General features: G+C 62.8%; 16 protein-coding genes. 6 read left to right on the forward strand and 10 right to left on the reverse strand.

All coding sequences use genetic code 11. From position 1 onward, the window contains the following. Positions 1-861 (forward strand): PEP-CTERM sorting domain-containing protein (locus VHD36_09265; protein HVU87499.1); only part of this gene is annotated, 861 nt, incomplete at its 5' end. A 21-nt stretch (positions 862-882) separates the two neighbouring features. Then, on the forward strand, positions 883-2,289 hold the full coding sequence (locus VHD36_09270) for a flavin monoamine oxidase family protein (GenBank protein HVU87500.1): 1,407 nt from the start codon (positions 883-885) through the stop codon (positions 2,287-2,289). Between the two features lie 31 nt (positions 2,290-2,320). Here VHD36_09270 and VHD36_09275 read toward each other — a convergent pair whose 3' ends face one another. Next, positions 2,321-2,590, reverse strand: coding sequence for a hypothetical protein (locus VHD36_09275; protein HVU87501.1), 270 nt, complete (start codon positions 2,588-2,590; stop codon positions 2,321-2,323). 274 nt (positions 2,591-2,864) lie between these two features. On the opposite strand from VHD36_09275, the gene VHD36_09280 reads away from it, so the two are divergent. Next, entirely contained in the window at positions 2,865-3,065 is a 201-nt protein-coding gene (locus VHD36_09280) for a hypothetical protein (GenBank protein HVU87502.1), read from the forward strand. 283 nt (positions 3,066-3,348) lie between these two features. Then, on the forward strand, positions 3,349-3,534 hold the full coding sequence (locus VHD36_09285; protein HVU87503.1) for a hypothetical protein: 186 nt from the start codon (positions 3,349-3,351) through the stop codon (positions 3,532-3,534). 33 nt (positions 3,535-3,567) lie between these two features. Here the strand turns inward: VHD36_09285 and VHD36_09290 are convergent, their stop codons facing one another. Then, the gene (locus tag VHD36_09290) at positions 3,568-4,266 is read right to left on the reverse strand and encodes a hypothetical protein (GenBank protein HVU87504.1); all 699 of its coding nucleotides are present in this window, start codon (positions 4,264-4,266) and stop codon (positions 3,568-3,570) included. 242 nt (positions 4,267-4,508) lie between these two features. On the opposite strand from VHD36_09290, the gene VHD36_09295 reads away from it, so the two are divergent. Next, positions 4,509-5,126 (forward strand): class I SAM-dependent methyltransferase, encoded by a 618-nt coding sequence (locus VHD36_09295; GenBank protein HVU87505.1) that lies wholly within the window; start codon positions 4,509-4,511, stop codon positions 5,124-5,126. A 20-nt stretch (positions 5,127-5,146) separates the two neighbouring features. Here the strand turns inward: VHD36_09295 and VHD36_09300 are convergent, their stop codons facing one another. Both VHD36_09300 and VHD36_09305 read right to left on the reverse strand, forming a co-directional pair. Beyond that, entirely contained in the window at positions 5,147-6,703 is a 1,557-nt protein-coding gene (locus VHD36_09300) for a hypothetical protein (GenBank protein HVU87506.1), read from the reverse strand. Positions 6,704-6,715: 12 nt separating this feature from the next. Beyond that, positions 6,716-7,645, reverse strand: a complete 930-nt coding sequence (locus VHD36_09305) for an ABC transporter ATP-binding protein (GenBank protein HVU87507.1) — start codon at positions 7,643-7,645, stop codon at positions 6,716-6,718. 119 nt (positions 7,646-7,764) lie between these two features. Here VHD36_09305 and VHD36_09310 point away from each other — a divergent pair, with 119 nt between their 5' ends. After that, the gene (locus VHD36_09310) at positions 7,765-10,917 is read left to right on the forward strand and encodes a PVC-type heme-binding CxxCH protein (protein HVU87508.1); all 3,153 of its coding nucleotides are present in this window, start codon (positions 7,765-7,767) and stop codon (positions 10,915-10,917) included. A gap of 158 nt (positions 10,918-11,075) precedes the next feature. On the opposite strand, the gene VHD36_09315 is transcribed toward VHD36_09310, so the two are convergent. The 6 genes from VHD36_09315 to VHD36_09340 form a co-directional block, all read right to left on the reverse strand. Beyond that, complete coding sequence (locus VHD36_09315) at positions 11,076-14,483, reverse strand: error-prone DNA polymerase (GenBank protein HVU87509.1); 3,408 nt, start codon at positions 14,481-14,483, stop codon at positions 11,076-11,078. A gap of 169 nt (positions 14,484-14,652) precedes the next feature. Continuing rightward, positions 14,653-15,027 (reverse strand): GxxExxY protein, encoded by a 375-nt coding sequence (locus VHD36_09320; GenBank protein HVU87510.1) that lies wholly within the window; start codon positions 15,025-15,027, stop codon positions 14,653-14,655. 74 nt (positions 15,028-15,101) lie between these two features. Continuing rightward, positions 15,102-16,817 (reverse strand): DNA polymerase Y family protein, encoded by a 1,716-nt coding sequence (locus VHD36_09325; protein ID HVU87511.1) that lies wholly within the window; start codon positions 16,815-16,817, stop codon positions 15,102-15,104. Further along, entirely contained in the window at positions 16,741-17,463 is a 723-nt protein-coding gene (locus VHD36_09330; protein HVU87512.1) for a hypothetical protein, read from the reverse strand. Before VHD36_09330 ends, VHD36_09325 begins: the two co-directional genes overlap by 77 nt. Positions 17,464-17,663: 200 nt before the next feature. Beyond that, positions 17,664-21,287, reverse strand: a complete 3,624-nt coding sequence (locus tag VHD36_09335) for a tubulin-like doman-containing protein (protein ID HVU87513.1) — start codon at positions 21,285-21,287, stop codon at positions 17,664-17,666. A 3-nt stretch (positions 21,288-21,290) separates the two neighbouring features. Then, on the reverse strand, positions 21,291-22,454 hold the full coding sequence (locus VHD36_09340) for an EAL domain-containing protein (GenBank protein ID HVU87514.1): 1,164 nt from the start codon (positions 22,452-22,454) through the stop codon (positions 21,291-21,293). Between the last annotated feature and the right edge of the window lie 404 nt (positions 22,455-22,858).

The following is a 22,858-nucleotide window of genomic DNA, read 5'->3' on the forward strand; positions in this document are numbered from 1 at the left end:
TCCGACTTGGCCGGCGCGGGCACGAATCCCGTCTTGTCCGTACACAACCTGACGTTCGCCGGTAATGGCATCGTGCCGATTAACGGCGTCAATAACACCTCGAACCAGGTCGACGTCCAAAACATACAGACGAAATTCATCGATAACGTCGCGAGTAATAACGGTGTTCCGGCATTGCCAAGCGATCTGTCGAGCCCCCAGCAACAGGCCCTCTACGCCGACAGTTGGTGGTACAACAGCCCGACGGGCGTCCTGCAGGGCGTGAACGACGGCGCTGCCGACGTAGGAAACCTGACCGATCCGGCCTGGCAGCTTGGACCCATTGCGTGGGTTGGCACCAACGCATACACATGGACCCCCAATGGGCTCGCCGGCGTGCAAGCGGGTGCTACGGGGCTTGATGCCTTGGGATCGACAAGCGGAACGAATGCCAGAACGGGTCAGTACATGATCTATTCGGGCACGTATGGGCCCAGTGGCGTGAATGCGTTAGACGCCAGTCAATTCGTCAACGGGATGCTGACGGTGCCGATTGCCCAGATCGCGACCACAGGCAATATCTGGCTTCCCGGGACCGATTCGAATGCCGCCGGCGTGCTGCCAGGCGCGCCCGGTTCGGGCACCTACATCGAACTCGCTGGCGACGGAGTATCGAATGGCCCGACCGGCAACGGCACGTATAACGTGCTTGGTGGTTTCCCTTTTTACAGTCCGTACTCGTTTTACAATTTCAGTAATCCACAGAACCTTGTGATCCCCGAGCCTGGTTCGATGGTTTTGGCGGGATTGGGGGTGATCGGGTTCTTGGTGCTCGGCCGACGGCGCAGTGCGACGAAGGCCCCCGTGACGAATTACCGATAATCCTTGAGGAGATCGAACGACGTGGCGGTCGCTAGCGTTAACAACGGTCGCTCGAACGACGATTACGATGTGATCGTCGTCGGCGCCGGCCTGGCCGGGTTGTGCGCCGCGCGAGAACTGGTGAAACGCGGTCTACGCTGTGTCGTCCTCGAAGCGCGCGACCGCGTCGGTGGCCGAACACTTAGCCAACAACTCGGTCGCGATACAATCGACCTCGGCGGCCAGTGGATCGGGCCCAAGCAGCATCGGCTGGCGGCGCTCGCGGCCGAGTTGGGCGTCGAGCGCTTTCCGCAATACGACACCGGCACCAAGCTTCTTTCCTGGGCCGGCAAGCTACAGCGTTACGACGGCGACCTGCCGCGACTTTCGATCCTGGCGCAGCTCGAGCTGTTATGGGCCAGCAAGCGCCTCGAGAAATTCGGGCGCGAGATTCCGGCCGAACGCCCGTGGGATGCACCGCACGCCCGCGATTGGGACAGCATCACCCTGGAAACCTGGAAGCGGCGCAACATGCGTTCCGGCGGGGCACGGCTGTTTCTCGATATTGTCACGCGCGCGGTGTTCACGTCGGAGCCGCGCGATTTGTCGTTCTTGTATTTCCTGAACTATCTGCGCTCCGGCCAAGGGTTGGAAAGCCTGATCTCGATTCGCGGCGGCGCGCAGCAAGAACGCTTTGTCGGCGGGGCGCAGCAAATCTCGCAGAAGCTGGCCAAGGGCCTTGGCCAGCACGTGGTTCTGAGCGCGCCGGTCCGAGCGATCGAACAGAATGCCGGTGGCGTGGTGGTGCGCAGCGACGTCGGAAGCTTTACCGCGCAGCGGGTCATCGTGGCGGTGCCGCCGCTCTTGGCCGGGCGGATTCACTACGAGTCGCCGCTGCCGGCTGCGCGCGACCAGATCGCGGCCCGCATGCCGATGGGCTCGGTCATTAAGTACATCGCGACCTATGATCGTGCCTTCTGGCGCGAAGCGGGACTCTCGGGCGAGGCCTTTAGCGATACGGGCCCCACGGTCACCACGTTCGACGACTCGTCGCACGACGGCGCGCAGCCGGCACTCGTTACCTTCAGCGATGGCGAAGTGGCGCGCGTGTGGGGTGAGCGATCGCCCGACGAGCGGCGCACGGCGGTACTCGCCGAGCTAGCTCGTTTTTTTGGCCCGCAGGCGCTCCAGCCGTCCGGCTTCGCCGAGAAGAATTGGAACGACGATCCCTGGAGCCGCGGCTGCTACGTGGGCGTGACGGCGCCGGGAGCACTGACGAGCTTCGGCTATGCGCTGCGGCAGCCGTGCGGGCGGATTCACTGGTCAGGAACCGAAACCGCCGACGAGTGGCTGGGCTATCTCGACGGAGCGATTCAATCCGGCGAACGCGCTGCGGCGGAAGTTGCGCCGCTCGTGGCTTCTGGTCTGGCGTCGGCAGCCAGACGCTAGCGCGTCGGTGCATCTCGAGACGCGTTTGCGGTTAGGCAGCAGCGCGGCAACTCGCCATTTGTCCGTCCAGGCGCACGGCGCGGAGTAGCGGGCCGCGGTCACGGTAGAACTTCAGTTCGTTGGCGTCGGCGAACCACACCGCGCGAATATCGCCGCACCGGAAGGCGCGTCCGCAGTAGTGCCCTTCGCGCACCAGCACGCTCTTGGTGATCTGGGACTCATCGGTAATCGACTCGCCCAGCTCTCCCATGATCCGCACGACGAGGTGGTGGATCGGATCGAATGGAATGACGCCGTTCATCCGCAGTGGGCTCCTCAGGCAGAATCGCTCAGACCGCAAGACTTGCATCGGCGCACAAGCCGCCCCCTGGTTCGCGCAAGCTTGGCGTGCCAATCCTTTTCCCCATTTTCCCGATCTTGCCTACATGGATGGCGGGCGGGGACCTCGACGGGGCCTTGCTCGGCGGCATGTCGTCGGAAATCACGAGCGCTTACGGCCGGTCGGCTGAAAGTTGACATGTGTACACTAATCGGTAAAATCGCTTTTGAGGTTCAGGTCCGTTAGGAGGAAAGACATGGCTAGCGTCGATCGACGGTCTGAAGAATGCGATTACGTCGCCCGCGTCGACGGGATCGATCGCCTGCACCGACTTGGCGATGTGCTGCCTGAGGTGCTGGCCCAGTATGGCTTGTCCGTATCCACGGCGGGTCAGCGCGCTGCCGGCATCGTCATTGCCGAGAGTCCTGTGTACTGGGAATTAGAGGTCGCCTGTTGAGCGGTGGCTGCGCGGACGATGGTGGCTGCCGGATGATGACGTCACAGGTTAGTTATCGTAGCGCAGTAGGTCCGTTGCCGGTGGTAACGCGCGAGCGATCGCGACAGCGGTGCGGCCATGTATAGCGCAACAAAGCCGGCACTGGTAGCGATGCGCTGTCGGGATTTACCTAATCGGTAATGACTCCCAGACTTCGGACGAATGGCTCAATTCGCAGGCCGCACGATTCCGATTCCTCAATGTAAGCTCGCAATTCCCCCTGGAGCCAAGGAAGGACCCAGCTATGAGCCGTTTCATCCGCGTTCAGGATTTGACCCCCGCCGAAATCGAAGCTGCCATCAACGCCGCGGACTTCGACTTGGGTGTCGACGAAATGTTGGCCGTGCGCGAGTTCGTCGACGAGATCGGCGGCATTGCTAACGCCCGGCTCGCCATCGAGATGCTCACCAAGCTGGAAGACGCCGCCTAACAAACGCTGTGCGCTAAGGCACCGCGCATCCGATCAACCGATTTGCAGCTCCGGCCGGCGACGCCGCAAGCGAAACCGCCCGAACCATCCAAGACCGCTGCCGGTGAGTCCGATCCACTCCAACTTAGGCAGCGACTCGACGAGCGTGAGCACGGCGGTTCCGACGCGCGTGCCGCGCAGATCGATTTTTCTCAGGTTCGCAAAGGCCGCGAGCTTGAGCACGCCCTGGTTCGTGATTTTCGATCGCGACAGGTCCAGCCAGTGCAGCGTTTCCAGCATCGACCGCTGCGTCAGCAGGTAGTCGATGTCGGCGTCGTTGACTGTTGGTCCCGAAAGACGGATGCCAGCAATCGTATCCAGCACCTGGGCAAAGTCTTCGCCCACCTCGCGCTTCAGCCATTCGATGTGTTCGAGGGTGACCCGGGCGCCGTGCTCTTCGAGCTCGGCCACCACCTGCTGTTGCTGGATATAGCGCTCGATGCTGTCGGCCAGCCAGCGGCTGCGTCCGGAATGAAACTTGCTGTATTCCAGCGCGCGCTCGAAGTCGGTTTGTAGCGCGACGAAGTCCTCTTGATTACCCCCGGCGTCAGGGTGGGCATGCTTGACTTTGGCCAGGTACGCCTCTTTGACGTCCTGCTCCGAGCAAGGCAGCATGATCCCCAAGCGGATCAGAAAATCGGGCCGGTAGTCGCTGGCGACTTCCACGCCATGGCTCGAATCGCGGTGATGCATATGACTATTGTGAAGGCGTGGAGGGCGACGGTCAAACCGAGATCGGCATAATTGTTCCAGAGTGAGGCCCGAAAAGGCGGTGTATTCGCGCTAACAGTTCAATGACCAGCCCTCGGAACCGCATCCGTCTTGCTCGTTCGCCTCACGGCACCTGGACAGTCTGCTCTTGTATGCCAAGAGGCATATAATAGTGCGACACTGCCGCTGCGGGCGATTCACCCTACTTATGAGGAGTCGAAGCCATGAGCGAAACCACGCGTCCGCCTACGGTTTCTGCCGCCGATTGGGATGAACGATACCGCTCGGGCGAACTCCCGTGGGACACGCAGCGCCCCTCGCCCGAATTAATGCGCGTATTGGACGAGGGCTTCGTGGCGCCGGGGCGCGCTCTTGAGCTAGGATGCGGAACCGGTACGAACGCGATTTACCTGGCCGAACGCCGATTCCAGGTAACCGCGCTTGACTTGTCCGCCATTGCCATCGATCGGGCTCGTCAGCGCGCACAGGCTGCGGCCGTGCGCGTCGACTTTTTCGTAGACGACGTTGCCGCGGCGCCCATGGTTCCTCCCTTCGATTTCGTTTTTGACCGCGGTTGTTACCATTGCGTGCGCCGCGTGAATCTCGCCGGCTATATGGCCAGCGTCGAACGGCTGACACGGCCGGGCACGAAGTATCTGCTCCTGGCCGGCAATGCCAATGAGGACGGCGAAGGGCCGCCGCGCGTCCACGACCATGAAATTCGTGCCGAGCTTGGCATGCTCTTCGACATTCAATGGATTCGATCGTTCCGGTTCGAGGATCCCGAAGGCGCCGAACGGTATCTGGGCTGGAGCGTGGGGATGGTCCGCCGCGAAGCATAGGCGAGTTGTCGCGCTCGGACTCACGCAGGCGCCGCCGTTTCGCCGGCCAGCATGCGATGGATCGTGGCATCCACCGTACGAATGCTCAATCGCAGCCGACGGTTCAAGGCCCAGCGCGAGGCCAGTAACAAGGCTCCGTAGCTGGCGAAGAAGGGCCAGGTCGGCAAGAGCGGTGGATCGTGCGCGATCCAATGCGTGAATTGCGCCGACGGGCTGACCGCCGTCAGCTCAGGCCATTGCAAATTCACTCCGGCTAGATGGGGCCCGACAACGATCGTCAGGATCGTTAGCACGAAAAACATCGCCATCGCCGGTCCGAGTGACACGAGCCATTGGTAGAACACTCCCAGGCTCACCATCAGGAGGCACATGGCCGCGAGCTTGTCGGCTTGCGAGCTAACCAGCGTGGCAAGGCTTTCTGTAAGACCTAAACGCTGAGCGCCGGGCAGGATCACGAGAAACATAGCCGCGGCCAGTCCGAGCGCGCAGAACGCCGCGAGCGCAGCGACGTTTTCCGATCGCTCGCCCAATAGTAGATCGCGCGGAAGTGACTGCCTCCCCCGAAACCGCCAGACCCAGCTTCTGAGACATTCGCGGCCCGGCGTAATGGCCAGCATCATGAGCAGGGAGGCCGACACGTGAATCAAGCAGAAAACTGCCACGGTCGAGTCGAGCGTGTGCAGCATCGCGCGAGGATCACCGACGACACCCGCCGCCGCTACGTCGATCACCGCGAGAATTGCGTACGTCAGTGGTTTGCTGAGCGCCACATTCACCGGGCTGATCATCCGCCGAGCCAAGGAATGCAGCACAATGGCGCCGATCGCGATTTGCGTAATCGGCGTCAGGTACAGATACGGAATCTGATAGTCGAACAGGGGCAACCCATCGGCCGTCGGCGCGCCGCGCGCCAATCCCGCGATCCCGAATATCGGCGTCAACGCGCCCAGCGGGATTTGCGTGAGCGGATTGGTGGTTAAGAACGGGGCCGCGATCGTGATCTGCAGTCCGTAGATCGTGAACATGCCGATCGCGGCGTTGCGGATCATCCGGCCGGCTTGCTTCGTTTTGTCGGCCGAAGTGTCGTAGTTGTGAATCAATCCGATCGAGCCCATCAGGAAGGCGGTCGTGGCGAGCTGCACGATCAGAGGGACGAGAACGCCTGTCGTGACGGCTCCCATGCCCCAGCACCAGACGAGCAGAGGCAATCCGGCCAAGACCATCAGGTAAGCCTGGGCAGGTTCGCCGACGAGCTTGCCCAGCAGAATATCGCGCGGCGGCACGGCAGCGATGCGTTGAAAATCAAGCGTGCGATTGGTCACTTCAGCGTTCATCGAGTGATGCGTCGCCATCATCGCCCCCAGGCCCATTAACACCGTTTCGATCGAGAACAGGGCGACACAATAGATGCTGATCCAGGAATAATTCTGCTGATCGGCCAGGAAGTGGTGCAGAATTCCGCCCAAGGCCACCAGCCCCATGAAGTACGTGGCGGCAAGGAACGTGGGAGCGCCGCCGCGAAAACGAACGCGAAACGCGCTTACGACCAATGGGTCGTTCCAATAATCACAGCGCATGGGAGCTATACCTCAACTCGTCTTGTGCCGAGAGATACGCATGTAGATGTCTTCCAGATCGTCGCGTTCGATCCGAAAGGAGACGATAGGAATTCCTTGCTCGACAACCCGCCGGTGCAGCCCGGGCAATTCATCGCGCGTTGCGCCCCACCCACAGATCACCTGCCCGTCCGCTGCTTCGATTCCCTCGACGGCCGGCTCGTTTTCGAGCAGCGTCGCCAGTCGTACGGCCTGTCCGTCGGCGACTTCGATCACCAGGCGCATCCGCGACTCGAGCTGTCGCAGTATGTCGTCGACCCGGCCGCTGGCCAGCAACTGGCCTTGTTCGAAGATGCCGATCGACGTGCAGAAATCGGCCATCTCGGTCAGGATGTGACTCGAGATCAGCACCGTGCGCCCCATCTCGTGCAGCTTCTTGAGGATCTCGCGAAACTCGATGCGACCGGCGGGATCGAGGCCCGAGGCCGGCTCGTCCAACAGCAGCACCTGCGGCTGGTGCAAAAGCGTCTTTGCGAAACAGAGGCGCTGCCGCATGCCGCGCGACAAGGCCTTGATCTTGTCGTCGCGCCGCACCTCCAGGCTTACCAGTTCCAGCACGTCGGCGATGAGTTGTTTGCGCCGCGCGCGCTCGATGCGGTAGCAGCCCGCGAAATGATCGAGATACTCCCACACGAGCATGTCGTCGTACAGGCTGAAGAAGTCCGACATGTAGCCGATCAGCGGATGCACATCGAGCGGTCGCTCGAGCACGTCGATGCCGGCGATCGTTACCTGGCCATACGTCGGCTCGAGCAGCGTCGCCAGGATGCGAATCAGAGTCGTCTTGCCGGCACCGTTGGGGCCGATCAGCCCGTACACTTCGCCCGCGGGGATCGACAAGTTCAGGTTGGCAATGGCCACCTTGTTGTCGTACTGCTTGCGCAGATGACGGACTTCGATCATGAGTGGTCGCCCGCGGGAGTGCGTCTCGGATCGCCAGCTTTGACTGTAAGGGGCCGGCGGTCGCGGTGCAAAGCCGGAATGGCGTGAGACTTTCGACGCATGGTTCGCCGGCTTATCATGTGAAAACGAAGAATCAGCAGGGCGAGGATTCCATTTCGAGCGAGGATTTCATGAGCGCGTCGGCCCGCGTGATCGTCGTTGGTTTGCTTGCCGCTCTGGCGCTGGTAGCGGGTCGCGCAGGACGAGCGCCACACCACACCCATCCGCGCGCGGCGCGCCCTCACGATGGGAAATCGGCCGTCGCCCTGCCGGCGACGAGTGTCCTGCCGCAACTTGAGCTGGACGAGCTGCTAAAACCTGTTCCCCCGAAGGAGCCGGCCGAGGCGCTCAAGTCATTCGAGACTCTCCCGGGATTCCACATGGAGCTGGCCGCGCACGAGCCCGCGGTGGTCGACCCCGTGGCCGCGGCGTTCGACGAGCAAGGGCGCCTGTTCGTGGCCGAGATGCGCGACTATCCGTTCCGGCCCAAGGAAGGTGACAAGCCCACGGGCAAAGTGCGCTTGCTCACAGACACTGATGGCGACGGCGTGTACGACAAGAGCACGGTGTACGCCGATGAATTGCTATGGCCCACGGGCGTGGCCTGCTCGAACGGAGGCGTGTACGTCGCCGCGGCGCCGAATGTCTATTACTTCAAGGATACCGACGGCGACGGTGTGGCCGACGAGCGGCGCATCGTGTTTTCCGGCTTCGGCACGCAAAACGAACAAGGCTCGGTGAACTGCCTCACCTGGGCGCTCGACGGAAAGATTTACGCCAGCACGTCCAAAAACGGCGGCCAGATTCGCTCGGGCGGGGACGCGGAGTCCGATCCGGTGGGCATTAGTGGACGCGATTTCTGCTTCGATCCGCGCAACGAGAAGCTCGAACTGGTCAGCGGTGGCGGACAATTCGGCAATGCCTTCGACGATTGGGGCAATCGCTTTTTGTGCGATCAGGCCAATCCGTCGATGGAAGTGATGCTCCCCTATCGTTACCTGGCCCGCAATCCCTTGTTGGCTGTGCCCGATGCCGTAAATGACCTGACACCGGGCGCGGTGCGTATTTTCCGCATTAGTCCCTTGGAAGGATGGCGCATTGTCCGGTCAACGCGGCGGCTGGCGTTGGGCGAGCGTGGCGAAGACTCGACCGGCTTGAATCATCATGTGCTCGACGGCGTAGCAGGCCTGATGATTTATCGCGGCGATGCCTATCCGCCGGAGTTTCGCGGTAACTTAATCGTGGGCGATGGACAAACGAACCTTGTGCATCGCCGTCTGCTCGAACCGGACGGCGTGACATTCCGTTCGGTGCGCGCCGACAAGGATACCGAGTTTGTTCGCTCACGCGACATCTGGTTCCGGCCCGTCAATTCGTTGAACGGGCCTGACGGCTGTGCGTGGTTTACGGACATGGCGCGCGAGGTAATCGAATCGGTACACGTGCCGTGGGACGTCGTGAACCGGATCAATTTGCGCAGCCAGGGGCGAGGCCGTATTTATCGCGTGGTGCCGGATGGTTTTCAACGTCCGGCGCCGCCTCGATTGCACGAGGCAGGCAGCGCCGAGCTGGTGGCCACTCTTGAGCATCGCAACGGCTGGTGGCGCGACACGGCCCAGCGTCTGCTACGGGAGCGCGCCGATCCGACGGCGGTTGAGCCGCTGCACAAGCTACTGAGCGAGTCATCGTTCGATCTGGCTCGATTGCACGCGCTTTACACGCTCGACCAATTGAAGTCGCTAGCTGACGCAGATCTGCTGCACGCTCTGGCCGATGAATCGTCTGGCGTGCGGGAGCACGCCGTGCGACTCGCCGAACGGCGCTTGTCGACCTCGCCGGAGCTGCTTTCGCGCGTGGCGCAGTTGGCGGCCGACGAATCGCCGCGCGTCCGCTTTCAGGTTGCATTCTCCCTCGGAGAGGTGAGTGGAAACGAGGATGGGCGGCGGCAAGCGATCAGTGGTCTGGCGACGATCTCCCGGCGCGACGGTGCCGATCGCTGGGTGCGCACGGCAATTCTCAGCTCCAGCCGTACCTGGGCCGAGCAACTGCTCGGCGAGTTGACCCAGTCGAGCGGTGAAGTTGCGGATGCGACGTTGCTGCGGCAGTTGGCGTTTTTCGTTGGACGGGATGACGATCACGATGCGGCGACTCGCCATTTGCTGGATGCGGTGGCCGCTTCCGCTGCGGCCGCGAATCTGGCCACGGTGCGGCCGATTCTATTGGGGCTGGGCGATGGGCTTCGCGGCGCCAAGACGTCGCTACAGCAACTGCGCCCGTCCCTCTCGCCGCCGGCGTCGGCGCTCATCGACCGTGTGATTGCCGATGCAACGCGCACCGCCAGCGATGAACAAGCCCCGCCGGCGGTGCGCGTGCAGGCGATTCAGGCGTTGGCGTGTGGCCCGTGGGACCAGACGCTGCCGGCGCTCGCGCCGCTTTTGGTCCGGCATCAGGCCGACGGCGTCGAACGGGCCGCGGTGCAGACGCTCGGGACGTTCGACAGCCCTGAGGTCGCCACCGCTCTCATCGCGCCGTGGCGGCAGTACACGCCACCGGTGCGCAGCGTGGTCGTGCAAGCGATCTTCGCGCATCCGAGTTGGATGGGCGAGCTATTGACGGCGATCGAAAAAGGCGATGTCGCCGCCAATCAGCTGACGCGGGTGGAGCGCAACATGCTGTTGGCGCTGCGCGACAAGGAATTACAGAAACGCGCCGAGAAACTTTTCGAGTCGGACAATAGTCCTCGCCAGGAAGTCTACGATCGCTACCGGCCCACCTTGCAAATGGCTGGCACCGTGGCGGCAGGCGAGAAGGTTTATCAGCGTGAGTGCATGGCCTGCCACCAGGTGGGCAAACAAGGGCAAGCCGTCGGGCCTAATCTGGCCATGACCAAGCATCGCACGCCCGAGGAGCTGTTGATGCACATTCTCGATCCGAATCGCGAGGTGCAGCCGGCGTACATCCAATATTCGATTATCGATCGCGATGGCGGCATCTATTCCGGATTGATCGCGGCCGAGACGGCCAGCAGCATTACGCTGCGACGTGATAAGAATGTTGAAAAGACGATCCTCAAAAACGAGATCGAAGAAATCTCGAGCAGCGAGAAATCGCTCATGCCCGAGGGTTTTGAGAAGACGATCGCTCTGCAAGAGATGGCCGACCTGCTGACCTTCTTGAAAGAGATGCATTACGACATCGGCACGCAACCCGGCCGGCGCGAAGGAGGCGAGTAGTCGCGCCTGCGGCCACTGGTGCATTTGCCTTGTCGCAGGCGTTGTGAAACTCCTCTCCCTCGCAGGGAGAGGGCAGGGTGAGGGTAGCAGTTCAGAATAATGGGGCGTAGGTGCATCCGGACATGCCATGCTTTTCGCCGCAGGCGATAAGCATGGCTTCAGCGAAAATCGCGCGACCGCGAGCTCATCTGCCCTGAGATCTCGCGCACGTCGAGCAGGCGATTCACCAGGATGTGGATCACTTCGCCTTGCCGCTCCAGCTTTCCTTGTGCAAGCAGCGCCACGGCGTTTTTTGCCGCTGGGCGAAAACGTTGCCAGACGTCGGGGCGAATCACCAGGTTGGCAACGCCCGTTTCGTCTTCCAGGGTGACGAACGTGATGCCGCTGGCCGTGCCGGGCCGTTGCCGAACGAGGACCAGCCCGGCCACGCGTACTTGCCGCCCCGGCCGCGCAGTGGGCAGTTCGTTGGCGCGCAATACGCCGAGCGTCGCCAGCTTGTCGCGAAAGAACGACATCGGATGCGCTCGCAGCGACAAGCCCGCAGTCTGATAGTCGGCCAGTACTTCTTCGTACGTCGTGAGTGCCGGCAGTGGAACGGCCGGTTCTTGCGAGGCGGGATCGGGCAAAGGATCGAAGAGCGGCATCTCGCGCGCCTGCTCGCCGGCCGCCAGCGCCTGCCATAATCCTGCGCGCCGATCTAACTCCAGCGATCGCACTGCGTCGGCTTTGACCAAGCGCACCAGGAGGGGACGCCCCAAGCGCGCCCGTCGCGCCAGGTCGTCGAGCGAACGAAACGGTCCGTCGCGCCGCGCCGTGGCGATCCTTTCCACAACTCCCTCGGGCATACCGGACAGTAGGCGCAGGCCGAGACGCAAGGCGAAGTTGCCTTTTCCGGCGGTGCCATCGCTTATTGCGCCGGCACGCTCGCCCCTCACCCTGCCCTCTCCCCGCAGGGGAGAGGGGTTTCGTGGAACGCCGCTAGAGTGATTTTCTGCCCGCACCACCTCGCGCTCTGGGCATTCCTCCAGCGTGCAATTCCATTCGCTCAGATTCACGTCCGCCGGCAGAACGGTTACACCATGCTCGCGCGCGTCGCGTACGAGCTGAGCCGGCGCGTAAAAACCCATGGGCTGGCTATTGACCAGCGCCGCGGCGAACGCGGCTGGGTAGTAGTACTTCAACCATGACGAGACGTACACCAGCAGCGCGAAGCTGGCCGAATGCGATTCGGGAAAACCGTATTCGCCGAATCCGCTGATCTGGTGGAATACGCTTTCGGCAAATTCCAGCGACAGTCCGCGCGAGAGCATGCCCGAGATTAACCGTTGACGGAATTTCTCGATGACGCCGGTCTTGCGCCAGGCTCCCATGGCGCGGCGCAGCTGATCGGCCTCGCCTGGCGTGAAGCCGGCCGCAACCACGGCCAGCCGCATCGCCTGCTCTTGAAAGATCGGCACGCCCATCGTTTTGGCGAGCACCTGGCGAATTTCTTCGTTGGGGAAATCAACGGGCTCCAGGCCCGCACGGCGCCGCAAGTAAGGATGCACCATGTTGCCCTGGATCGGACCGGGGCGCACGATCGCTACTTCGATCACCAGATCGTAGAACTCGCGTGGGCGCAGCCGTGGCAGCATGCTCATCTGCGCGCGGCTTTCGATCTGAAACACGCCCATCGTGTCGGCGCGGCAGATCATCTCATACACAGCCTCGTCAGCCTGGGGGATGTTGGCCAGTGTCAGTTGCGGGCCGTAATGCTGCTCGACCAGGTCGAAACATTTGTGAATGGCCGTCAGCATGCCCAGCGCCAGGCAGTCGACTTTCAAGATGCCCAGCTCGTCCAGGTCGTCCTTGTCCCATTGAATGACGGTGCGTCCGGGCATGGCGGCGTTTTCGATCGGCACCATTTCGCACAAAGGCCCGCGCGTCATCACCATGCCGCCGACGTGTTGGGACAAGTGGCGAGGAAAGCCGACCAGTTCTTCAACCAGCGTGGCCAGTTGCTGTCCGAGCGCGCTCGCCGGATCGATGCCTGCTTCCGGCAATCCGGTGCGCCAGCGATCTTCGTACCCACGGCCATCAATAGTTTTGGCTAGCGCATCGACCCGGTCGAGCGACAGCCCGAGCGCCTTTCCCACGTCGCGCACGGCCGAGCGCAGCCGATAGGTGATCACCTCAGCGGTCATACCGGCCCGATCGCGACCGTATTTGTCGTACACGTATTGCAGGACTTCTTCGCGCCGCTCGTGCTCGAAATCGATATCGATGTCCGGCGCTTCGTTGCGCTCGGCGCTGACGAAGCGTTCGAATAGCACGTCGATTTGCTCGGGATCGACCGAGGTCACACCCAGGCAATAGCAAACGGCGGAATTAGCCGCCGAGCCGCGTCCCTGGCAGAGGATGTTGCGGCTGCGCGCGTAACGGACCAGGTCCCACACGGTGAGAAAATAGGCCTCGTAGTGCAATTGCTCGATTAAATGCAGCTCGTGTTCGACCAGCTCGCGCACTTTCGGCGGAATCCCCTGCGGATAGCGCTCGCGGACTCCGCGCCAGGTCAATTGCGTTAGATGCGCCTGCGCCGTGACACCCGGCGGGCAAAGCTCTTCGGGATATTCGTAACGCAATTCTTCCAGCGAAAACGTGCAGCGATCGGCGATTTCGGCCGCGCGCGCGATCGCCTGGGGATAATCGACGAATAACTCCGCCATTTCCGCCGGCGATTTCAAGTGCCGCTCGGCGTTGGCAAAGCCGCGCGGGCCGGCCTCGGCCACGGTCACTCCTTGCCGCGTTGCTGCCAGAACATCGGCCAAAACGCGCCGCTCGGGCACGTGGTAATGCACGTCGTTGGCTGCCACCAGCGGTAACCTCGCCCGAGCGGCGAGCGCTACTATTTCAGCCAGCGATTGAGAATCGTCCGGTCCGCGATGCAACTCAGCCAACGCGTAAGCCCGATCGCCGAAGACTTCGCGATAGCGGGTCAGGGAATCAGCGACCGGTATCTCCGCGTTTTTCTCTCTCAGAGAAGTGTGAAGAGAAGGCGAAGTGGCCATCTCAGCCCGCATCGGCAGCACTGCGTTATGCTCGCCGACCGGTTTCTTGCTGGAAAACGCAGTCGCGGGAGATGGTCGCAAGCAAACAAGCGCAAGCAGGCCGTCGGCATGCTCGGCCAGATCCGTTAGGCGTAGTTCGCACTCTCCTTTCGGCGCGCGCCGCCGGCCCAGGGTGAGCATGCGCGATAGGTTCGCATAGCCCAAACGATCGATGGCCAGGAGCACCACCGGGAGCGCGTCGAGAGGATGAATTTCGGCGCCGATGAGCAGCTTCAGGTCCACGGCCTTGGCCGCGGCATGAGCCCGCACCACGCCGGCCAGGCTTTCGCGATCGGTAACGGCCAGCGCCGCATACCCCAGCTCGGCGGCCCGGGCTACGAGTTCGTCAGGGTGGGACGCGCCGGTGAGAAATGAAAAGTTTGTCTTCGCATGCAGCTCGGCATAACGCACCGCCGGCGGCGCGCCATTCGCGTGCGCGACAAGTCGGATTTCACGTTTTGCCGGAGGAGGATCGGGCATGCTGCACGTTTCATGAAAAATATTTCACCACGGAGACACGGAGACACAGAGAAGAAATGGAAAGTCGGAATGCAGAGTGAGGAATGGAAAAATTGTGCGTCTTCCTATTCATTATTTGCATTTATCGTTTCCCCTTTTCTGTGTCTCTCTGTCTCTGTGGTGAATGTTCCTATAGGACACGTCGCCGGATGCCGTCTTTGAGAACAGGCACGTTGAAATTGATCAGCAAACCAACCGGCTTGGTGCTGAGCTTTAGGTATGTCAGCAGTTGCGCTTCGTGGATGGGTAGTAAGGCTTCGACACATTTCAACTCGAGAACGACCGCATCGGCGACGACGATGTCTAACCGATAGCCGCAGTCGAGTGCCGCATCCTTGTACTGTACGAGTAGAGGAACCTGTCGTTTTAGAGCGATGTGGCGCAGCGACAGCTCGTGGCATAGGCATTCTTCATAAGCCGATTCCAACAAACCTGGCCCTAGGATCTTATGCACTTCAATAGCAGCCCCAATGATTTCGGTAGTGATCTGTTCGTGTTTCAACATGACAACCCTCACACTCTTCGGTCTTTTGTCTTCTCCGTGCCTCCGTGTCTCCGTGGTGAAATACGTTTTTCTCGTTAGTCGAAGTCTCCGTGCCAGAACCATTGGCCGTCGCTGCGACGGCGGAAGAGCCAGTGGCGGTGGCCGTCGGTGGTTTCTACACGGTAGTAATCACGCCGCACGCCGCGGCCGCGCCACCAGCCGGTTTCGATCCGTTCCGGTCCCCAACTGCGCGCCACGTGGCGGCGCTCATGCCCCAGCGTGAACCAGAGGAGTGGCCCATCCGGCACCACGGCGACCACGGTGAGCGGAATCGGAGCGGGGGCCAAACGCAGCGGCCGCTGCGACCATTTGAAGTGCCGCTCTTCGTGCACCTGCTCTTTGTTCTTGCCACGCGGCGAACGCCGGTCCGTATGTCGCCCGGCTCCGCGCCGCCCGGGCATGCGACGATCGAATCGTCGCGAGGGTTCATTTCCCACGAGCGGCTGGTAGCGGCAGGCCTCTTCCGGCTGCGGATCGCTCGACAATTGCGCATGCAAGACGCATTGCCGCCCCAAGCGGCTGCTCAGCCGATCGACGAGCATGGCCAGCGCGCGCGGATCATCGCGGCCGGCTGAGATCTCGAATAATTCTCCCTGATGGCATTCCAGTAGTTCGGTCTTCGTCACAGCGATGCGGATTCCCGCCACTGGCTCGGTCAAGCGCAGCCGATCGAGCTGCATGCGCAGCAACTCGAACAAATAGCGCGGCGCGGCGCTAGGGCGCATTAATCCCACCGAGATCGGCACGCGCATGCGCGTGTCTGCCCCTGCAACATTCTTCTGCCCTCTGCCCACTGCCTGCTGCCGACTACTTGCCAACAGCTCGCATTCCAGCCGTAAGACGCCGCGCTCCTCGCGTAAAAGCATGCCGGTCAATCGTTCCAATAATCGTTCGATGACCGCTTCGATCGCGCCGGCCTGCGCCACCGGCTGCTCAAACGGCCAGGTGGCTTCGAGCGCCGCGGAAATCGTTTCGGCGCGGATCACTTCCTCGGCTGCGCCGGTCAGTTGATCCCAGCGCCGCAAAAGTTCTGGACCGAAACGGGTCGCCAGCGAAGGACGCGGCAGCTTGTCTAATTGCCCGATTTGCACGAGTCCCAGGTCGGCAAGCAAGCGAACTTCTTCCGCCGACAAGCGCAGGGCCGCAGTCGGCAAGTCGGCCACGGCCGACAGAGACTCTCCCGGTGCGATGATCATGCCGGCGCGAGTCCCCGCCGCCTCGGCGTAATGGGCCGCAGCCCAGGCGGCGCCGAGAGTATCGGCCAGTGCCAGGCGGATTTGCCAGCCTTGCGCGCGCAGCTCGCGCGCCACGCGCTCGACAAGCGCCGGCTCGCCGCCAAACGATGGCCCCAGCCCGGTCACGTCCAAAAACAAACTTTCCGGATGTGCCGTCTCTTCCAGTCCCACGACGGGGCTGAAACGTTCGCACCAGGTGGCCAGGGCCACGAGCGCATTGCGCGAGGACAGAGAATCGTAACGCTGGTAACAGCAGGCAGCTGGCCGCGCCCGATCCGCGGCCACCGCCGTAGCTTCGGCCAGCGGCATGCCGGGCCGGATCGAGCGCGCTTGCGCAGCCGGCGAGCAATAAGCAATGGCAAGCGCGCCGCGCGACGTCCTGTCGTAAAGCGCCACAGTCGCGCCACCGGCATCGCGCAAGACGTCACCAGGACGATTCTTACCCTCGGGCTGCGTGGCGCACCACTGCTGTAGCGGCCACTGCGGGAGCCAGACGCACAATACCCGTTTCATCATCGAGTTCCAGATCCCAAGTCCGTCCCCCTGCATTACCACGCAAGCGCAATAGCTCTACGCGCAATCGCCGTCCTGCCGTCGCAACCAAAGGCGTGACCAGAAAACGCGCCTCGGCCCAGGAAGGATCACCGCGGGCGGCGGCCGGTCGAATCAATAAGCCCAGGTTTCCTCCCGCCTCGGCCGCCAGCTGCAGACGACGTCCCAGTCGTGGCGGACACTTTTCTAAACGGCACCACACGGCGGCCACGCCCGGCGATCGCAACGATTGATCCAAAGCCCATTGCTCGTCGGCCGCGTTCTCGGGCCGGACCACGATCAGCCGTGCCAGATCGAGCCCGGCGCGCGCGGCGGCCGGAGGGTAAAAGCTTTTTGTGCGATCGATGACCACGACCGGCCCGCCATCGCGACACGCCTCGCGCGCCGCCGACAGCGCCAGGCTGCCGGCGCCGCTACCGACCCCCGGCGACAACCACTCGACGAGTGCCCCCCGACTCAATCCACCCCGCGGCAGCGAGCGGTCCATCTCGGCACAGCCGGTCGAAACCGATGCCCCCGTCCCGCGCCGGGCCCGAGAGAACCGCTCCAGGCTCTCCTGCAACTGGGCCACAATCTGTCGGCGGGGGGGCGATAAGTTCTTGTCTTTCATCGCATTACTCGTGCTAGCGATACTGTACATTTGTATCGTATTTTGTCAAGGTGAATTTCTCCTGAGGAGGCCCAAAAAGAAGCGCGCCGAAAGGGGATCGCGGCCAGCAAATCCGCCGGCAGAAAGCCGTTAGAATCGCCGAGCGGGCGCGCGGAAAAACGCTGCCTACAGGAGCGCAATCATGCCCTAAAGGCTCTGCATCACTCGGGCAGCGCGAGTGGCGTCCATTCGATATCGCAGCGCGTGTGCAGCCGCGAAGCAAGCGCCGCGCAGTGCGGCTGCCCATCGACGAGCGAAGCCGCGACCTCCCACAGAGGCAAGCCGGCCACTTCGTAGCACAAGGCCGGGTCATTGGCACTGTCGACGACCACCGACGGGGCATGGCCGGCAATCCTCGTTACCCCTTCGGCGAGTGCCGCGACATCTTCCGGCCGATTGGTCAGCACGAGAAGCCGGCGATTGCCGCCGCACATGGCCAGCTCTGGCATGGCCTCGGCCAGGCAGGATCGCAAGAGCTCGTCCTCCGAACCCGGCGATTCATTCTCCTCAAGCGCTCCACGTGCCACGGTGGCTGAACGTACGGCCGACAACACCGCCGCGCGGGAACGTGTTCGTAACGCGGCTATGAGCTGCTCGCGAAAATCCTTGCCGCCGGCGAGCGCGGCGGACAATCCGCCCCGTGGAGCGATCAGTTCGCGCTCGAATTCCTCGTCCAACTGGGCGACGATTTCTGGCAGGCGCTGCTGGGCAATCTCTCGCAACGCCGCATCAACCGCCGCCGCCCCGGACGCGTGTGCCTCGCGACGCCTCGCATCATCATGCGCAAACAGTGTGGCCAGCCGCGACAATTCGCGGCGCGTCTCGGACAATTGCTCGGCGATCGTCGACAATTCCCAAGTCAACATCTGCGCGTATTTGACCGCCGAGGCGAATACCGTATCCATGAATTTCAGACTGGCGTAATGCAGCAGGCGCGACTGTTGCTCGGCCGGCGAGGCTTGGGCGCTGCCCCGCGCGGGCCACAGCCGCGATCGCGACTTGCCACCGATCACCGCCCCGGCTGCCGAGCGCAACTCGTCGCCTGTCTTGGCGCGTACTTTTTGCGCCGTGTCTCGAAGCTCGCGCACGTGCCGCGAGATTTCTTCCATCGCGCGGGCAGCTCCGGCCAGCCGCACGCGATGATTGTTCGTCAACTCGACGACCCACGCTCGCAGCGCCGCCCCGTGCTGCCGGCTTGTTTCGCGCATGTGCGTTTCGAGCGCGGTAACCAGTACGGTTGGGTCGGCTCCTGAAGCGGGAAGGCCCAGAACACGGTCGAGCGCCGCCAGTTGCGGATGCATTTCGTCATCGAAGCCGCCCGTCGCCGGCGATTTCAACGGGACTGCAGCTGCTTGAGTTGTTAATTCCTGCAGGAACGCGTCGACGTCGCCGCCAAGGCCTGAGGCGGCTGCTTGTTCGAGCTGTTCGGTGACATGATCGAGCGACAAGCCCAAAAGCGCGATGCGCTCACTTGTCAGCCGGTCGGTTTCGGCACTGGATGAGGTACCGATCGCCGGGTGTGCGGAATGCCCGGACGCCGCAGCCTGCCTGTCACGGCCGTCCGGTGCAGTGCCGCACCACAGAGCAAGGAGCGCACCGCATGCGTCGTCGGCGGCTGTGGCCACGACTTCATCTCCCGCCCCCAGGCGGCAGACTCCAAAAGTGCGGAGCGCCGGTTCTGCCGCTCGCCCGTCGGCCGCAGGATCCGACGACTCGCGGCGCGCGGCGTCCAGCCATGAACCTGCCACGGCCGTGGAGCTGAGAAACAGATAATCGGCCACCGAGCGAGCAACGCCTGGCAGGTCGTGCTCTCCCAACTCGTCGCCGAGATTGACCAAGTACATGCCCGGCAGGCGCGCGTCGCTAGGGCTGCTCGGCGGCAGCCCTAGCGATGGTTCGCCAGGGTAGCCGTGCTCGCAAAAGTGCGCGAGCTCGCTAAGCACGCCAAAGGTGTTAGCCACGGCCAGCTCGTGGGCCGACGCATTGCGTCTCGACCAGTGCAATAGCAGCACGCTCAGGCAATCGTCCGGCAGGCCACGATCGCGCAGCAGTCGGCGGAGCAGGTAAGCGACGTCGAGCGCCATGCCACCGCCGGTGCCGCCGCAGATCGACGCGACGAGCATGAGGCGCGGAGCGTTGTTGCCGGCAGGCAAGCCAGTCTGCCCGGCGCTAGCCTCGATCGCTGCCGCCGCAGTGATGGCGTCGAGTGCCGCAGTCAACTGCTCGACCAGTGGCTCGGCATGGTCCACCATGGCGAGCCGGCCCAGCGGCCGTAACCCTTCGGTCTCGAGCGAACGGGGAATGTTGTACAGCCAGCGGCGGCTCATCCACGCTAAAAACTTGGTCGAGCCGTGCCGATAATCTTCCGGCTTGCGCAGCGGCATCGCCAGAAACTCGCCGACACTTCGTGTCCGCTCGGGCGCGGCATCGGCGGCGACGTCGCTCGGATCGGTATCGAAGGCCAGCATTTTCAATGCCGGCAGCTTTTGCAAATCACCGAAGCGATCCGCCAACCGGCGTTCGAGTTGATTCACGACGAGCCGCGCGGTCCCTCCCACTCCCACCATCAAGAGCGGCCGAAAGGCAGCCTCGAGCGACGCATTAAGCGGAGGCAAGTCGTGGACGACCGGCTTGGCCCGTGGACGGCGATGCGGCGCGGCGACGCCGGACTCTTTGGCGGGAGCCGGCGCCAGCGGCTTTTCCAACGACTTCGCGGCGTGGCCATTCAAGGCCGTGGCGGCCCCGGAGTCGATCAATTCTTCCGGGACGCCTTTGTCCGAGGCGCTGACGCAGGTCGCCGAAGTTACCTCCTCGGAGGAAGGTATTTCTTGGCGCGCCGTTCCACCGTCGAGCATTTGCGTCGAGGTCTCGGGCAACGGGCCCACTGGGGCGGCCGGGCGCGCTTGATGGGTGTCGCCGATGGCCAGCGGCGTCGTCTCGCCGCCGACGGTTCCGGCCGGCTTGGCTTCGGCAGGAGATCGGCCCGCCGTTGTCAATGCGTCGACCATGGCCCGGGCCGTGCCGAAGCGCGCGGCCGGGTCTTTGGAAAGGGCGCGATCGATAATGGGCTTGTCGTCGGGCGGCAGCGCGGTCAGACGCGGTCGGCTTTGCAGATGCTGCGCTGCCAGTTGGGCCGTGGTCTTGCCCGGGAACGGCAGCGTGTCGGTGAGCATCTCCTGGTAGACGATCGCCAGGCTGTATTGATCGCTGCACTGGCTGGGGCGATCGTCGAACACCTCAGGCGAAGCGTAAATCGGCGTCAGGCCACCCATCATCGAAGCCCGGGTATCGTCGATGTCTTTGACGAGCCCGAAATCCGCGACCTTGACGTGACCCGCAACCAGCAGCAGATTCTCGGGCTTAACGTCGAGATGCTGCAGCGAATACTTGTCGCGCATGTAGTCGAGCGCATCGGCGGCGTCGCGCAAATAGCCCAGTAACTCGTCGCGGGGAATGCCGACCATGCCGGCGGCCTTGCACTGGTCGTGCCGGTCCTTGAGGCTCATGTCGGCCAGCTCGGTAACGATGACCAACTGGCCGTCGACGACTTCGATGCGTTCGAGCGAGAGCAGGAAGGGATGCCGCACGAGCTTGACGCGCGACAGGGCTTTCAGCTCGCGCCGCGCGCGTTCGTCGTCGAGATATCCATAGACGAACTTGATGGCCTTGGTGAGGCCGCCGGGCGCCGTGGCCTTCCACACTTCGCCGTAGCCGCCGGCGCCGATACGTTCGGTTACTTCGTAGCCGAGTATCGGTTCGCGGGTGCGAGTCGCTGACGTTGCCACGGTTCACCTGCGTAACGACGCTTCCAAGGTGTGCTCGACAGAACGATCTGCCACGCTCGCGGCCTGGCCGGGTTTGCCGAACAGGTTACCTTCGCCGTACGCGATGCCCAGATCGTGGCAGGTGCGCGATTCTTCCTCGGTCTGCAAGCCGGTGGCGATGGCCATGCTGCCCAGGTCGTGGCACGCACGTACGATCGATTGAATTTGCCGCTGCCGTTCGGGTTGGCGATGAATGCCGGTTGTCAACGACGAAGCGAGCACGAGGAAATCGGGGGGCACGCTTTTCTTTTCCGAGACTTGCGCGTGCGTCCCTGCGAAGCCCTGGTACGCCGTGCGGATGCCTAGTTCGCGCAGCCCCAGCCGTAACGTCTGAAAATAAGGGATGTCGCAGACCACGGTCTCGGGGATCGAAATGACCAGACGGTGACCTGCGGGCAGGAGCCTGGTGAGCAAGGTTAACGAGTCGAATAAGGCATCGCTGCCAATTTCGGCCGCTTCTACCGGCAAGAACAGGTTGTCGCCCAGGCCGTGCCGGGTCGATTCTTCGACGGCGATCAGCCGCGCCAGTTGGTACAAATGTCCGGCCACGCGCGGCGCCGAGGCCAGCACCAATTGTTCACAGGGGATCGCCGGCTGCTCGGTGGAAGAACGGAGCGCCTCATGGCCGAAGATGCGATGCGATCCCAGATCAATCACTGGCCGGAAATGAACATCGACGCTTCGTTGCGTCAGTGACTGCTGCAAGCGGCGGATCGCGCGAACCAGGTCGCGGCCTTGGGCCGCGTCGCTGGTCGTGTTACCAACCTCGGCCACTTCCGTGGCCATGGAATACGACCGGCCGGAGCGCTCGGCGTAAAAGGTGAATTCGACGCCGGCGATGACCAGGATGTCTCCGTCGGCGAGTTCGGCGTCTTGAATCCTTTGGCCGTTCAGCAGCGTGCCATTGGTGCTGTGCAGGTCGCGAACGCGATACGTTTTTCCTTCGCGCAGGATGACGGCGTGCTCGCGCGAAACGCGGCTGTCGTCAATTTGCAAATCGGCTGATTCGACACGCCCGATCGAGAAGGGGAAGGAGTGCAGGGGATGCTGCAGCGCATCGGCCCCCTCGCGTAGCCGTTCCAGCCAGGGGACTCCGACGACGCGCTTTTCCATTAATTGCGTTTGCATGTTCGGTGCGTCCGAATGCCGAGTTCGCTCTGTCGTGTCTTGGTTTGAAGTGCTTAATGAAATCCGCTGGCGCGCGCCACGCAGGCTGCGCGAAGCGTCATGGTCGGGAAGCTCTATGCTGAAAAGCCGCGATATGTCGAAAGGGAACCCGCAGACTTGCCTTTCAACTCTAGCATTAAGGGCTCGTGCAAGCGTCCGCGCGGCGACGCACTTTTTGCAGATTCCGGACGTTTCACCAGACTGCCCGTCTGTCGGGTGAAGGCGGGTAGAACGACGCGTATGCCTACGTGGCGCTATCATGCTGAAGCAATTGTGCGTTTCGCGCGTGGCCCAGGCCGCTACGGCCGCTGCCATCGTTGCGGCCGTACCCAAGTCGCGCCGCGCGCCAAATCGATCAGGGGCCG

The sequence above is a fragment of the Pirellulales bacterium genome (genome assembly GCA_035546535.1).
Taxonomy (GTDB): Bacteria; Planctomycetota; Planctomycetia; order Pirellulales; family JACPPG01; genus JACPPG01.

Bases quoted from the DNA above. Each gene is read 5' to 3' on its own strand.
- VHD36_09275 (HVU87501.1), bottom strand. From the start codon at position 2,590: ATGAACGGCGTCATTCCATTCGATCCGATCCACCACCTCGTCGTGCGG.
- VHD36_09280 (HVU87502.1), top strand. From the start codon at position 2,865: ATGGCTAGCGTCGATCGACGGTCTGAAGAATGCGATTACGTCGCCCGC.
- VHD36_09285 (HVU87503.1), top strand. From the start codon at position 3,349: ATGAGCCGTTTCATCCGCGTTCAGGATTTGACCCCCGCCGAAATCGAA.
- VHD36_09290 (HVU87504.1), bottom strand. From the start codon at position 4,266: ATGCATCACCGCGATTCGAGCCATGGCGTGGAAGTCGCCAGCGACTAC.
- VHD36_09295 (HVU87505.1), top strand. From the start codon at position 4,509: ATGAGCGAAACCACGCGTCCGCCTACGGTTTCTGCCGCCGATTGGGAT.
- VHD36_09300 (HVU87506.1), bottom strand. From the start codon at position 6,703: ATGCGCTGTGATTATTGGAACGACCCATTGGTCGTAAGCGCGTTTCGC.
- VHD36_09305 (HVU87507.1), bottom strand. From the start codon at position 7,645: ATGATCGAAGTCCGTCATCTGCGCAAGCAGTACGACAACAAGGTGGCC.
- VHD36_09315 (HVU87509.1), bottom strand. From the start codon at position 14,483: ATGCCCGATCCTCCTCCGGCAAAACGTGAAATCCGACTTGTCGCGCAC.
- VHD36_09320 (HVU87510.1), bottom strand. From the start codon at position 15,027: ATGTTGAAACACGAACAGATCACTACCGAAATCATTGGGGCTGCTATT.
- VHD36_09325 (HVU87511.1), bottom strand. From the start codon at position 16,817: ATGATGAAACGGGTATTGTGCGTCTGGCTCCCGCAGTGGCCGCTACAG.
- VHD36_09330 (HVU87512.1), bottom strand. From the start codon at position 17,463: ATGAAAGACAAGAACTTATCGCCCCCCCGCCGACAGATTGTGGCCCAG.
- VHD36_09340 (HVU87514.1), bottom strand. From the start codon at position 22,454: ATGCAAACGCAATTAATGGAAAAGCGCGTCGTCGGAGTCCCCTGGCTG.